The 13,013-nt window shown below is 59.9% G+C and carries 13 protein-coding genes and 1 tRNA gene; 9 read left to right on the forward strand and 5 right to left on the reverse strand.

Annotated features, from left to right (window positions below; translation table 11 throughout):
* Positions 1-37: 37 nt before the first annotated feature.
* From M5C56_RS21775 to ychF, 8 genes are all read left to right on the forward strand, one after another.
* The gene (locus tag M5C56_RS21775; RefSeq protein ID WP_103497634.1) at positions 38-1,762 is read left to right on the forward strand and encodes a tetratricopeptide repeat protein; all 1,725 of its coding nucleotides are present in this window, start codon (positions 38-40) and stop codon (positions 1,760-1,762) included.
* A gap of 4 nt (positions 1,763-1,766) precedes the next feature.
* Positions 1,767-2,384, forward strand: coding sequence for a lipoprotein insertase outer membrane protein LolB (gene lolB, locus M5C56_RS21780; protein ID WP_103497635.1), 618 nt, complete (start codon positions 1,767-1,769; stop codon positions 2,382-2,384).
* A gap of 1 nt (position 2,385) precedes the next feature.
* Positions 2,386-3,237 (forward strand): 4-(cytidine 5'-diphospho)-2-C-methyl-D-erythritol kinase, encoded by an 852-nt coding sequence (gene ispE, locus M5C56_RS21785; protein ID WP_103497636.1) that lies wholly within the window; start codon positions 2,386-2,388, stop codon positions 3,235-3,237.
* A 34-nt stretch (positions 3,238-3,271) separates the two neighbouring features.
* Positions 3,272-3,346: transfer RNA gene (locus tag M5C56_RS21790), tRNA-Gln, on the forward strand.
* A 46-nt stretch (positions 3,347-3,392) separates the two neighbouring features.
* Entirely contained in the window at positions 3,393-4,334 is a 942-nt protein-coding gene (locus M5C56_RS21795) for a ribose-phosphate pyrophosphokinase (RefSeq protein WP_003171603.1), read from the forward strand.
* A 138-nt stretch (positions 4,335-4,472) separates the two neighbouring features.
* Positions 4,473-5,066 carry a 50S ribosomal protein L25/general stress protein Ctc gene (locus M5C56_RS21800; RefSeq protein ID WP_103496900.1) on the forward strand — a complete coding sequence of 198 codons (594 nt, stop codon included), beginning with the start codon at positions 4,473-4,475 and terminating at the stop codon, positions 5,064-5,066.
* Between the two features lie 170 nt (positions 5,067-5,236).
* On the forward strand, positions 5,237-5,821 hold the full coding sequence (gene pth, locus M5C56_RS21805; RefSeq protein WP_100942297.1) for an aminoacyl-tRNA hydrolase: 585 nt from the start codon (positions 5,237-5,239) through the stop codon (positions 5,819-5,821).
* A gap of 22 nt (positions 5,822-5,843) precedes the next feature.
* Positions 5,844-6,944 carry a redox-regulated ATPase YchF gene (ychF, locus tag M5C56_RS21810; RefSeq protein ID WP_103496901.1) on the forward strand — a complete coding sequence of 367 codons (1,101 nt, stop codon included), beginning with the start codon at positions 5,844-5,846 and terminating at the stop codon, positions 6,942-6,944.
* A 74-nt stretch (positions 6,945-7,018) separates the two neighbouring features.
* Here the strand turns inward: ychF and M5C56_RS21815 are convergent, their stop codons facing one another.
* The 4 genes from M5C56_RS21815 to M5C56_RS21830 all read right to left on the reverse strand — a co-directional run bounded on the left by M5C56_RS21815 (position 7,019) and on the right by M5C56_RS21830 (position 11,293).
* Positions 7,019-7,606 carry a hypothetical protein gene (locus tag M5C56_RS21815; protein WP_103496902.1) on the reverse strand — a complete coding sequence of 196 codons (588 nt, stop codon included), beginning with the start codon at positions 7,604-7,606 and terminating at the stop codon, positions 7,019-7,021.
* 4 nt (positions 7,607-7,610) lie between these two features.
* Entirely contained in the window at positions 7,611-8,054 is a 444-nt protein-coding gene (locus M5C56_RS21820; RefSeq protein ID WP_103496903.1) for a DUF3592 domain-containing protein, read from the reverse strand.
* A 189-nt stretch (positions 8,055-8,243) separates the two neighbouring features.
* On the reverse strand, positions 8,244-9,296 hold the full coding sequence (locus M5C56_RS21825; RefSeq protein WP_103496904.1) for a GGDEF domain-containing protein: 1,053 nt from the start codon (positions 9,294-9,296) through the stop codon (positions 8,244-8,246).
* Positions 9,297-9,433: 137 nt separating this feature from the next.
* Positions 9,434-11,293 carry a methyl-accepting chemotaxis protein gene (locus M5C56_RS21830; RefSeq protein ID WP_247263317.1) on the reverse strand — a complete coding sequence of 620 codons (1,860 nt, stop codon included), beginning with the start codon at positions 11,291-11,293 and terminating at the stop codon, positions 9,434-9,436.
* On the opposite strand from M5C56_RS21830, the gene M5C56_RS21835 reads away from it, so the two are divergent.
* Complete coding sequence (locus M5C56_RS21835; protein ID WP_247263320.1) at positions 11,177-11,524, forward strand: hypothetical protein; 348 nt, start codon at positions 11,177-11,179, stop codon at positions 11,522-11,524. The genes M5C56_RS21830 and M5C56_RS21835 overlap by 117 nt on opposite strands.
* Positions 11,525-11,585: 61 nt before the next feature.
* On the opposite strand, the gene M5C56_RS21840 is transcribed toward M5C56_RS21835, so the two are convergent.
* Entirely contained in the window at positions 11,586-12,803 is a 1,218-nt protein-coding gene (locus tag M5C56_RS21840) for an MFS transporter (RefSeq protein WP_103496906.1), read from the reverse strand.
* Positions 12,804-13,013: the final 210 nt, after the last annotated feature.

The raw sequence follows: 13,013 nt of genomic DNA on the forward strand, positions 1-13,013 counted from the left end.
GATGCCCCGACCCGCAGGTAAGTCGTCCTTCTCCTATATGAATAGATCCTCCGCGTTGCTCCTCGCTTTTGTCTTCCTCAGCGGCTGCCAGGCCTTGGCACCCGTGTCGCCGGGGCGTACGCCGCCGGCTGAAGACACCACTCCGGCCCCGGAAAAGCCCAAGGTCTACAGCTCGTTCACCGAAGATACGGTGTTCAGCCTGTTGAGCGCGGAGCTGGCCGGACAGCGAAATCGTTTCGATATCGCGCTGGATAACTACGTGACCCAGGCGATCAACACCCAGGATCCGGGGGTTTCCGAGCGCGCTTTCCGGATTGCCGAGTACCTGGGCGCCGACCAGGCGGCCCTCGACACCTCGCTGATCTGGGCGAAAAACGCCCCGAATGATCTCGAGGCACAACGCGCGGCCGCCATCCAGCTGGCCCGCAGCGGGCGTTATGACGACTCCATGGTCTATATGGAGAAGGTCCTGCAAGGCAAGGGCGACACCCATTTCGACTTTCTTGCCCTGTCGGCCGCCGACACCGACCAGGACACCCGCAACGGCCTGAAGAAAAGTTTCGACCGTCTGCTGGTCAAGCACCCGAAGAACAGCCAGCTGATTTTCGGCAAGGCCCTGTTGCTGCAACAGGACGGCGACACCCAGGCCGCCTTGGCGCTGCTGGAGAAAAACCCGCCGGAAGACGGCGAAATCGCCCCGATCCTGCTGCGCGCACGCTTGCTGCAAGCGCTGAACCGCGGCAAGGAAGCCTTGCCGATCCTGGAAAAAAGCATCAAGCAATACCCGGACGACAAGCGCCTGCGCCTGACTTACGCGCGCATGCTGGTGGAACAGGATCGCATGGCCGACGCCAAGACCCAGTTCTCCAGCCTGGTGCAGCAATACCCGGAAGATGACGAACTGCGTTTCTCCCTGGCGCTCGTCTGCCTCGAGGCCAAGGCCTGGGATGAAGCCAAGGGTTACCTGGACGAACTGATCGCCCGCGACAGCCATGTCGACTCGGCGCACCTGAACCTGGGCCGCATCGCCGAAGAGCACAACGACCTGCAGACCGCCCTGGATGAATACGCCCAGGTCGGGCCGGGCAACGACTACCTGCCGGCACAACTGCGCCAGACCGATATCCTGGTCACCACCGGGCGCGGCGCCGAGGCCTCGAGCAAACTCAAGACGGCCCGCGACGAGCAGCCGGACTACGCGATCCAGCTTTACCTGATCGAGGCCGAGATCCTCTCCGCCAACCATCAGGGCGATCGTGCCTGGAGCGTTCTGCAGCAAGCCCTGTTGCAGTACCCCGACGACCTGAACCTGCTTTACACCCGTGCGATGCAGGCGGAAAAGCGTGACGACCTGGCGCAGATGGAGAAAGACCTGCGCGCCATCCTCAAGCGCGAACCGGACAATGCCATGGCGTTGAACGCCCTCGGCTACACCCTGTCGGACCGCACCACCCGCTATGCCGAGGCCAAGGAACTGATCGAGAAGGCCCACCAGCTGAATCCGGAAGATCCGGCCGTGCTCGACAGCCTTGGCTGGGTGAACTTCCGCCTGGGCAACCTCGACGAGGCCGAACGCCTGCTGCGCCAAGCCCTGGAGCGGTTCCCCGACCAGGAAGTCGCCGCACACCTGGGCGAAGTCCTCTGGGCCAACGGCAAGCAACGCGAAGCCAAGCAAATCTGGGGCAAGTTCCTCAAGGATCAGCCCGACAGCCCACTTCTGCGCAGCACCATCAAGCGCCTGACCGGTTCCGAGACTCTTTAAGCTTATGTTTTTGCGCCACCTCGTTGTTTTCAGCCTGATCGCCCTGCTCGCCGGTTGCGCGGGCTTCGGTGCCCGTGAGTCCGTTGAAGGGCACGGCGACCCGGCCCTCTGGGCCAAGCACAAACAGCAATTGAGCAGCCTCGACGGCTGGCAGATCAATGGCAAGGTCGGTATCCGCGCACCGAAGGATTCCGGTAGCGGCACCGTGTTCTGGCTGCAACGCCAGGATTACTACGACATTCGCCTGTCCGGCCCGTTGGGGCGCGGCGCCGCCCGCCTGACCGGGCGTCCCGGCCAGGTGAGCCTGGAGGTCGCCAACCAGGGCCGCTATGCCGCCACCAGCCCCGAGGCCCTGCTCCAGGAGCAATTGGGTTGGGAGCTGCCGGTGTCCCATCTGGTCTGGTGGGTCCGTGGCCTGCCCGCTCCGGACAGCAAGAGCCGCCTGAGCCTGGACAACGACAGCCGCCTGGCCTCCCTCGAACAGGATGGCTGGCAGGTCGAGTACCTGAGCTACAGCGAGCAGAACGGCTACTGGTTGCCCGAGCGCATCAAGCTGCACGGCCGCGACCTCGACGTGACCCTGGTGATCAAGGACTGGCAGCCGCGCCAGCTGGGCCAGTGACATGAGCGCCGCCCGCCTGACGCTGCCGTCGCCGGCCAAGCTCAACCTGATGCTGCATATCCTTGGTCGCCGTGCGGACGGTTATCACGAGTTGCAGACGTTGTTTCAGTTTCTCGACTACGGCGACGAACTGAGCTTCGCCGCGCGTGACGACGGCGTGATCCAGTTGCACACCGAATTCGAAGGCGTGCCCCACGACAGCAACCTGATCGTGCGCGCCGCGAAAAAACTCCAGGAACAATCGGGCAGCCCCCTGGGCGTGGATATCTGGATCGAAAAAATCCTGCCCATGGGCGGCGGCATCGGCGGCGGCAGCTCGAATGCCGCGACGACTTTGCTCGGCCTCAATCACCTCTGGCAACTGGGCTGGGACGAAGATCGCCTGGCCGCGCTGGGCCTGACACTGGGCGCCGACGTGCCGGTTTTCGTCCGTGGCCACGCGGCTTTCGCCGAGGGCGTGGGGGAAAAACTCACCCCGGTAGACCCCGAAGAACCCTGGTATGTCGTGCTCGTTCCGCAAGTCTCTGTAAGTACAGCAGAAATTTTTTCCGATCCGCTGTTGACACGTGACTCCGCGCCCATTAAAGTGCGCCCCGTTCCCAAGGGAAACAGTCGTAATGACTGCTTGCCGGTTGTCGCAAGGCGTTATCCAGAGGTACGTAACGCTTTGAATTTGTTAGGTAAATTTACCGAAGCAAAGTTAACCGGAACTGGAAGTTGTGTGTTTGGGGCCTTCCCAAACAAAGCTGAAGCTGATAAAGTCTCGGCCCTTCTTACAGAGACCCAAACAGGGTTTGTGGCAAAGGGAAGCAATGTTTCGATGTTGCATCGCAAGCTGCAGAGTCTGCTCTAGGAATCGAGTACTGGGTACTCGTTGCAACAGATACAGGGGCGTCGCCAAGCGGTAAGGCAGCAGGTTTTGATCCTGCCATGCGTTGGTTCGAATCCAGCCGCCCCTGCCATTTTCCTATACTCATCCAGGTTACCCTCAGCCTTCAGGTACTGCGCGTGTCCAAGATGATGGTCTTTACGGGGAACGCTAACCCCGATCTGGCTCGGCGTGTTGTACGTCAGCTGCATATCCCACTCGGTGACATCTCTGTCGGCAAGTTTTCCGACGGCGAAATTACCGCTGAGATCAATGAAAACGTCCGCGGTAAAGACGTCTTCATCATTCAGCCGACTTGCGCTCCGACCAACGATAACCTGATGGAACTCGTCGTGATGGCTGATGCCTTCCGCCGTTCCTCAGCCACTCGAATCACTGCGGTGATCCCTTACTTTGGTTATGCCCGTCAGGATCGCCGTCCGCGTTCCGCGCGTGTGGCTATCAGCGCGAAAGTCGTTGCTGACATGCTCACCGTCGTCGGCATCGACCGTGTTCTCACGGTTGACCTGCACGCAGACCAGATCCAGGGCTTCTTCGATATTCCGGTAGATAACATCTACGGCTCCCCCGTTCTGGTGGATGACATCGAAGACCAACGCTTCGAAAATCTGATGATCGTGTCTCCGGACATTGGTGGCGTCGTGCGTGCACGGGCCGTTGCCAAGTCGCTGGGCGTGGATCTGGGCATCATCGACAAACGTCGTGAGAAGGCCAACCACTCCGAAGTGATGCACATCATCGGTGACGTCGAAGGCCGCACCTGTATTCTCGTCGATGACATGGTCGACACCGCCGGCACCCTGTGCCACGCGGCGAAAGCCCTCAAGGAACATGGCGCTGCCAAGGTCTTTGCCTACTGCACACACCCTGTGCTGTCGGGTCGCGCGATCGAGAACATTGAAAATTCCGTGCTGGACGAGCTGGTGGTGACCAACACCATCCCGCTGTCCGCTGCAGCACAAGCCTGTGCGCGTATCCGTCAACTGGATATCGCACCGGTAGTCGCCGAAGCGGTTCGCCGCATCAGCAACGAAGAATCGATCAGCGCGATGTTCCGCTGAGGGCCCAGCCCTTTCGGATGTCTCGTTGACGAAAAGCGCCCCGCCCCAACACCTGTTGGGGCGGGGCTTTTTTGCCCATACCGCCTTTAGCGCTGGTCGCAAACGCTAGGGTGGATGTGGTTAATTTGGAGAGTCAACATGAACGAATTTACCCTGAATGCTGAAGTGCGTTCCGACCTGGGGAAAGGTGCGAGCCGCCGCCTGCGTCGTCTCGCAAGCCTGGTTCCAGCTGTAGTCTACGGCGGCGAAAAAGCCCCTGAGTCCATCAGCATGCTGGCCAAAGAAGTTGCCAAACTGCTCGAAAACGAAGCGGCTTACAGCCACATCATCGAGCTGAACATCGGCGGCGCCAAGCAGAACGTCATCATCAAGGCACTGCAACGTCACCCGGCCAAAGGCCACGTGCTGCACGCTGACTTCGTCCGCGTTGTTGCCGGTCAGAAACTGTCCGCTCACGTTCCTGTGCACTTCGTCAACGAAGCCGCAGCGATCAAGAAAGGCGGCGAGATTTCCCACGTTGTGGCTGAAGTCGAAGTGACCTGCCTGCCGAAAGATCTGCCTGAGTTCATCGAAGTCGACCTGGCTGATGCCGAAGTCGGTTCGATCGTTCACCTGTCGGACCTCAAAGCTCCGAAAGGCGTTGAGTTCGTTGCACTGGCCCACGGTAACGACCTGGCTGTTGCCAACGTTCACGCGCCACGTGTTGCACCGGAAGCTGACGCTGCCGAGTAATATTTACTCCGTAACGTTGGAGTCATGGAAACATCGCGAGCTGGCAAGTAGCGAGTAAAGCGGGCGGGATCGCGAAGTTTGCATCATGTAAATGAGCATGTTTCGTCCACGTTCGCCGCTACGCTGATTAGCCGCGATGTTATCCACAACTCCTAGGAAGGGCCCCTGTCGTGACTGCCATCAAACTGATCGTTGGCCTGGGAAATCCAGGCACCGAATACGAACAGACCCGGCATAACGCGGGGGCCCTTTTTGTTGAGCGCATCGCCCACGCCCAAGGTGTCAACCTGGTGGCCGATCGCAAATATTTCGGCCTGACCGGGCGTTTCAGTCACCAGGGTCAGGATGTTCGCCTGTTGATCCCCACCACCTACATGAACCGTAGCGGCCAGGCCGTCTCGGCATTGGCTGGATTCTTCCGTATCACGCCTGAAGAAATCCTGGTGGCCCACGACGAACTGGACTTGCCTCCCGGCGTCGCCAAGCTCAAACAGGGCGGCGGACACGGCGGGCACAACGGCCTGCGCGACATCATCGCGCAGCTCGGCAACCAGAATACCTTTCACCGCCTGCGGCTTGGCATTGGCCACCCGGGCGTTGCCAGTATGGTTTCAAATTTTGTCCTGGGTCGTGCGCCACGCGCCGAACAGGAAAAACTCGATGCCAGCATCGATTTTGCCCTCGGCGTGCTGCCGGATATCCTCGCCGGGGAATGGAACCGCGCGATGAAAAACCTGCACAGCCAGAAGGCCTGACTCTTATCCGAGGGGAAACACCATGGGATTCAATTGCGGCATAGTCGGCCTGCCCAACGTCGGCAAATCCACCCTGTTCAACGCCCTGACCAAATCCGGTATCGCGGCGGAGAACTTCCCCTTCTGCACCATCGAGCCGAACAGCGGCATCGTGCCGATGCCCGACCCGCGCCTGCAGGCCCTGGCCGAGATCGTCAAGCCCAAGCGCATCCTGCCGACCACCATGGAATTCGTCGACATCGCCGGCCTGGTGGCCGGCGCCTCGAAGGGTGAAGGCCTGGGCAACAAGTTCCTCGCCAACATCCGCGAGACCGATGCCATCGCCCACGTGGTCCGCTGCTTCGAAGACGAGAACGTGATTCACGTCTCCAACAGCGTCGACCCCAAGCGCGACATCGAGATCATCGACCTGGAACTGATCTTCGCCGACCTCGACAGCTGCGAGAAGCAACTGCAGAAAGTCACGCGCAACGCCAAGGGCGGTGACAAGGACGCCGTGGTGCAAAAGGGCCTGCTGGAGCAGTTGATCGCCCACTTCACCGAAGGCAAGCCGGCGCGCAGCCTGATGAAGAGCATGAGCGACGACGAGAAAGCGGTGATCCGTGGTTTCCACCTGCTGACCACCAAGCCGGTGATGTACATCGCCAACGTCGCTGAAGACGGCTTCGAGAACAACCCGTTGCTGGATGTGGTCCGGGCCATTGCCGAGGAAGAAGGCGCGGTCGTGGTGCCGGTGTGCAACAAGATCGAAGCGGAAATCGCCGAGCTGGAAGACGGCGAGGAGAAGGACATGTTCCTCGAGGCCCTGGGCCTTGAAGAGCCTGGCCTGAACCGCGTGATCCGTGCCGGTTACGAAATGCTTCACCTGCAGACCTACTTCACTGCCGGTGTCGAAGAGGTCCGCGCCTGGACCGTGCGTGTCGGTGCGACCGCGCCACAGGCCGCTGGTGTGATCCACACCGACTTCGAGAAAGGCTTTATCCGCGCCGAAGTGATCGCCTACAACGACTTCATCCAGTACAAGGGCGAAGCCGGGACCAAGGAAGCCGGTAAATGGCGTCTGGAAGGCAAGGAATACATCGTTAAAGACGGTGATGTGATGCACTTCCGTTTTAACGTGTAAGCGTTGCTGGAATCGAAGAAGCCGCGTTGATACGCGGCTTTTTTGTGGGCGTGATATCGACCCGCTATGCGCGACTAGAACAGATAGCCCATGTAGATCGCGGCGCTACCACCGGCCTGCACGCCAGCGTTCATGCCGGCCATGACTACCGCGCCCTTGGCCGACTGCAGCAACTGCCGGTTGACCGTGGCAGAGGCAATGAGCGAGGTCGCCGGGTTGGAACTCACCGCCGCCGCCAACGCCAGCAGCTTGGGATCAAGCCCGAACAACAGGGCCGTGGCCGAACCGCCGACCACCAGACCCGCCGCCACCTCGGTATACAGGCAAGGCCCGGTGATATCGTCATCGGTCAGGTCACGACTGAGCAAAGTGTCGCTGACAAACACCTTGCCGGTACTGGGAAAAGCCTCCGCCGCACCGGCTGCCCCCACGCTCTTGCCCTTGAGCTGGATATTGATCTTGCCGATACGCGGCAGGCGCGCGCCAAATCCGACACCCACCCCGACGCCACCGTAGCGGTAGCTGACGTCCTTGCCCTGGGGCGAACGCAGGATGATCGAACCGCCACTGCCGGCCAACAGGGCCACGCTCAGACCACCGCCACTGGCGGTCTGATACAGCCAGCGACTTTCATTGACCGGGATCGGGATGCTGTAGCTCATACGTTCAAAGTCCTTTTAGTGAATGGACCGCACCGCGACCGCGCTGACGGATGCCCCTTGTCAGGCCGGCAATGATGAACACCAGACCGATACAACCCAGAACCCCCGGAGTGCCCCACAGTGCGGCCGGGTCATCGATAATGGCGCTACTGGCCGGCTGCTCGGGCAGGTAATACACCCGTACCGGCTGATCCTTCTGGTACCCGAAGATAAAGCCGCCTTGGGGGTAGGAGATCTTTTCACCACCGCTGGCGGTGAAGGCAATTTCAGGATGCGAACCGCCAGCATTCAAGTGGCTGACGATGCCATCGGCGGTCTGTGCGCGGGTGAGGAATTCACGTCGATCAAGCGTGAGATTGACGGCAATGCCCAACAAGACGATACCGATCAGGGCAAAAAGCAGTCCCTGCAGTATCTTCCCGAGGCGTGACGGGGTGGAGTTAGCCATGGCTTCTCTCGGTACTCGTCCATGAAAGAGGATGGTCAGGATAACAAGAAACCTTCGGTAAGTGCTTTGTACGGATATGAGTTCATTCACATATCAGCTCAAATCAGCTCACAAAATGAGCTGATTTGAGCCGTTACGCCCTTTAGTGATGGACGAACTCAGGATGGGTATCTTCAACTGCGCGCACCATCAAGCCAGCGCCACTTCCACCCTGTTGCGCCCAGCTGACTTGCCCTCGTAGAGCGCGCGATCGGCCCGCGCAATAGCGTTACTCAGCGCCTCCTGGGCCCGATATTGGGTAATGCCGATGGACAGGGTCACGCTGACTTTATGACCGTCACTGTCAATCACCAACGCCTGGATCGCCTTGCGTATGCGCTCCGCGCTTACAGCCGCCTGATCAAGATCGGTTTCCGGCAATACCGCCAGAAACTCTTCGCCACCCCAGCGCCCGATAAAATCCTGTTCGCGCATTGAGTGCTTGAGTACCAGGCTCACCGCATCAAGCACCCGGTCGCCGATATCGTGGCCGTACTGATCATTGACGTGCTTGAAGTGGTCGATATCCATCAACATCAAGGTCAGGTTGCTGGGGCATCGATGGTGCCGCGCCAGTTCCTTCTCGGTCAGCGCAATCATGTGCCGGCGGTTGAACAGGCCGGTCAAGGAATCTGTCGTTGCCATCCGCGCCAGGCTCCTGTGGGCACGGGTCACCGTGACCACATAGAACAGCGCCAGATAGCTGAACATGCAGAACACCACGGTCAGGTTGAAAATGTGCACACCCAATAGGGCATTGGAGGAGATGGGTTGCAGGGGCTGGATGTACCACATGAGCACATCCAGCCCCACATAGTAGGCCCACAGGCAAGCCGCGAGGATCCAGGCGCTACGGGCACGCATGGTCACGAACAGGGGCGGAATGAACATCAGCAGGAAATAATGGAAGCCGCTTTCCCAGCCAATCAGTACCGTTCCCAACCCTGCGTGCACCAGCACTTCAGTGCGGATCAGCAGGATCGCCAGCCGATTGCGTCGCTGGCTGAACGCGCGATAAGCGTAGACATACATGGCCACGCTGATCACGTTGACCCAGGCCAGGATGGGTGAACCCAGCATGAGAAAAATGAAGAGAAAAGCGACGTCCACGGCACCAGCCAGCTGGCAGCAACGCATGGAAAGCTGCCAGAACTCGGGACGCGCATAACTCTTGTGCTGGTTTTCCGGGGAAGTCCCTGACATCAAACCTGTCACCTCAGGTTCCGGTTATGATTCCCGGTCCCTATGTAGGTTGACTACCTGATAGCCGACAGCTAAGTAGAGCCTGAAGTGTAGTGAATCGCCCGGGGATCGGCCAGCCCAAAAATGGCACATTGCCTCTATGATTTGAAGCGCCCCACCAAGCCGTTCAATTCATTCGAGAGGTGCGAAAGCCGGCCCGAGTCTTCCTGTGCGGAACTGGCCAGGCTTTCGACCAATCGCGCCTCGTCGTAGATCTGCTGGATATGCCGATTGATCTCCTCGGCCACGCTGTGCTGCTCCTCCGCCGCTGCCGATATCTGCAGGTTCTGATCGCGGATTTCATTCACCGACTGCTGGATGCCTTCAAAGCTGTCACGGGCACTCTCGATCGAGGACACACTGGCGCGCGACAGGTCCAGGCAGCTTTCCATCTTCTGCGACACCTCCTGGGTCTTGCTGCCGAGCGTACCGAGCAATTGGTCGATTTCCCCAGTGGAGTCGGACGTGCGCTTGGCCAGGGCCCTGACCTCATCCGCGACCACGGCAAAACCCCGACCCTGGTCACCTGCCCTGGCCGCCTCGATCGCCGCGTTCAGCGCCAACAGATTGGTCTGCTCGGCGATGGCGCGGATGGTGCCGAGAATCTGGTTGATATTGCGGCTGCCCTCCTCCAGCTCAACCATGGCCTGGGAAGACTCGGTCAAGCGCCGGCCCAGGCGGCCGACGTTCTGGGTGGTCAATTCGATCTGCTGTTTGCCCTCGGCCACACGCTGGTGTCCGCTCTCGGCGGAGTCGGCGGCCGTGCTACATGAACGGGCCACTTCGTTGGCGGTGGCGACCATTTCGTTGAAAGCCGTGGACACCAACTCCACCGCTTCACGCTGGCGACCGGCCGCCTGGTTCATGTTGTCGGCCACTTCGCTGTTGACCCGCGAGGCGTCCTGCAAATTGGTCGAAGCGGCGCCGATACGCTGGATCAACTGGCGTATCGCGGCGAGAAACTTGTTGAACCAGCCGGCCAGCTCCGCGGTTTCGTCCTTGCCCTGCACCTCGAGATCACGGCGCAGATCGCCCTCGCCCTCGGCAATCGACTGCAACCCCGTGCTGACCTGGCCGATCGGCTTGACGATGACCCTGGCGAACGCCGCCGCGAGCAGCGCAAAGAGCAACACCAGCACGACCACGATCACCGCCGTCACATAGGTCATGCGCGTAGCCGCGCCCATGACTTCGTTGTACTCGATCAAACCGACATAGCGCCAACCCAGGCCGGGGGATGTCCAGACATTGGCCATGTACCTGACCCCATTGATTTCCACCTCGGTGGAACCTTGCGCGGTGGCGGCCAGTTTGGCGTAGGGCTCGCCCAGGTCCTTGAGCTGCTTGAAGCTGTGCGCGGCGTCACGGGGGTCGACCAGCACGGTGCCGTCTTCGATCAGCATCACGTAGCCGCTTTCGCCGAGCTTGATGCTTTTGACCAGCTCGGTGAGGTTTTTCAGCGAAACGCTGACGACAAACACACCCTTGGCCTTGCCGGCGTCATCGAGCATTGCCCGGGCAGTGCCGACCAGCGCCACCGCGTCCTTGTCATAGTAGTAAGCGGGGGTTCGCACCGTTTTGCCGGGGCTGGCCATGGCGGCCTTGTACCAGGGGCGCGAACGCGGGTCGTAGTTCGATAGCTGCGGGTCGTCCGGCCATTTGGCGTAGCTGCCATCTTCCAGGCCGATGGACAGGATGGCGGCGGCCGGGTGGGTCGCGCCATAACGGGCGAACGCATCGATCACCTGGCGAGCGGCCGCTGGCAGAGGATGGCTGGCGGCATCCGCGGTTTCATAGTGTTTCAGGCTGTCGACCGATGTGTATACAGGATCAACCGCCATTTGATCGACGTTCTGCTGAGATCCATCGAAAAACTGCCGGATATTGCCGTCGATCTGGCGTATTTCACGGGTGCTGCCGTCGATAAACTGATCGACGGCCTGAGCCCGTATATTCAGCACCGATATCACTGCCACAAGGCTCACCGGGATAAAGGCGACCAATACAAAGGCAAGGACAAGCTTGTTTTTTATTTTCATTACGACAATCACCATCCGCGCAAGTGGGGTGCGAATGGCCAGACTACACGGGCAAATAGCGATTTGCCACCCAACCTGGATCAGATGACCAGATACAATATCCGCCGATTTTTCGTATACAAAAATATAAAATATTGTACCAATCGTTAGCGAAGACCTACCGTTTGACCAAGACCGGCCGCCCCTTTTCGAGCGATCCGGCCCTTCAGGCTCAAACTTTTCTGGTCTTCGGCAACAACACCGCCAACACCCCGAACAATGGCAGGAACGAGCACATCGTGTACACGTACTCGATGCCGTGAATATCCGCCAGATGCCCCAGCAACGCCGCGCCGATCCCGCCAAAGCCGAACATCAAACCGAAGAACACCCCGGCGATCATCCCGACATTGCCCGGCACCAGTTCCTGGGCGAACACCACAATGGCCGAGAAGGCCGACGCCAGGATAAAGCCGATAACCACACTCAGCACCGTGGTCCAGAACAGGTCCACATAGGGCAGCATCAAGGTGAACGGCGCCACGCCCAGGATCGAGAACCAGATCACCGCCTTGCGCCCGATCTTGTCGCCAATCGGCCCGCCGGCAAAGGTCCCCGCCGCCACCGCGCCGAGAAACAGGAACAGGTGCAGTTGCGAGCTGGCCACTGACAGCTGGAATTTCTCAATCAGGTAAAAGGTGAAGTAGCTGGTGAAGCTGGCCATGTAGAAATACTTGGAGAACACCAGCAAGCCGAGCACCACCAGCGCCCCGATCACCCGATGCTTCGACAACCCGTGAGTGGCCTTCTGGCCCTGCTTGAGCTTGAAAAGATTCAGGTGCGCGCGGTACCAGCGACTGATCCCGTAGAGCACGCCCAGGGCAAACAGCGCGAACAGGCCGAACCAGGCGATATGGCCCTGGCCGAACGGAATGATGATCGCCGCCGCCAGCAACGGGCCAAAGGCGGAACCGGCATTACCGCCGACCTGGAAACTCGACTGCGCCAGCCCATAACGCCCACCCGAGGCCAGGCGGGCGACCCGCGAAGCTTCCGGGTGGAAGGTCGAGGAGCCAACACCGATCAAGGCCGACGCCAGCAGGATCAACGGGAAACTGCCGACCTGGGACAGCATCAGAATCCCGATCAGCGTGCTGATCATCCCCATCGGCAACAGCAAGGGCTTGGGATGACGGTCGGTATAAAAGCCGACCCAGGGCTGCAACAAGGAAGCCGTCACCTGGAAGGTCAGGGTAATCAGCCCGACCTGGGTAAAGGTCAGGCCATAGTTGGCCTTGAGCATTGGATAGATCGACGGCAAGACCGACTGGATCAGATCGTTGATCAGGTGCGCCAGTGCCACGGCACCGATCACGCGCATCACCAACGGGCTGGTTTGCGGCGCTGTCGCCGTCGAGATCGAAGCGCTGGACGTTTCAGAAAGGGCCATGAAGTGATTCCGTAACACGGATGGATGCACAGTTGCAGGTGCAGCAATGTGCCATTTTTCGGTGCACTCACGCCAGATACTTGCAGAGCTAACAATCGGTTTTTTCCCGATGAAATGGCTGATAGCGTAACGCCATTGGTCTGAATCTTGCGTGCTCTGAGTGCTTACAGCACGCCCCCTTACAAAGGGAGCCGAGAATGGGAAGTTTCG

It is taken from the genome of Pseudomonas sp. MWU13-2862 (assembly GCF_023242495.1).
Classification (GTDB): Bacteria; Pseudomonadota; Gammaproteobacteria; order Pseudomonadales; family Pseudomonadaceae; genus Aquipseudomonas; species Aquipseudomonas gingeri_D.

Excerpts from the sequence above, each read along its gene's own strand:
- M5C56_RS21775 (WP_103497634.1), top strand. The coding sequence starts at position 38 with ATGAATAGATCCTCCGCGTTGCTCCTCGCTTTTGTCTTCCTCAGCGGC.
- lolB (WP_103497635.1), top strand. The coding sequence starts at position 1,767 with ATGTTTTTGCGCCACCTCGTTGTTTTCAGCCTGATCGCCCTGCTCGCC.
- ispE (WP_103497636.1), top strand. The coding sequence starts at position 2,386 with ATGAGCGCCGCCCGCCTGACGCTGCCGTCGCCGGCCAAGCTCAACCTG.
- M5C56_RS21800 (WP_103496900.1), top strand. The coding sequence starts at position 4,473 with ATGAACGAATTTACCCTGAATGCTGAAGTGCGTTCCGACCTGGGGAAA.
- ychF (WP_103496901.1), top strand. The coding sequence starts at position 5,844 with ATGGGATTCAATTGCGGCATAGTCGGCCTGCCCAACGTCGGCAAATCC.
- M5C56_RS21815 (WP_103496902.1), bottom strand. The coding sequence starts at position 7,606 with ATGAGCTACAGCATCCCGATCCCGGTCAATGAAAGTCGCTGGCTGTAT.
- M5C56_RS21820 (WP_103496903.1), bottom strand. The coding sequence starts at position 8,054 with ATGGCTAACTCCACCCCGTCACGCCTCGGGAAGATACTGCAGGGACTG.
- M5C56_RS21825 (WP_103496904.1), bottom strand. The coding sequence starts at position 9,296 with ATGTCAGGGACTTCCCCGGAAAACCAGCACAAGAGTTATGCGCGTCCC.
- M5C56_RS21840 (WP_103496906.1), bottom strand. The coding sequence starts at position 12,803 with ATGGCCCTTTCTGAAACGTCCAGCGCTTCGATCTCGACGGCGACAGCG.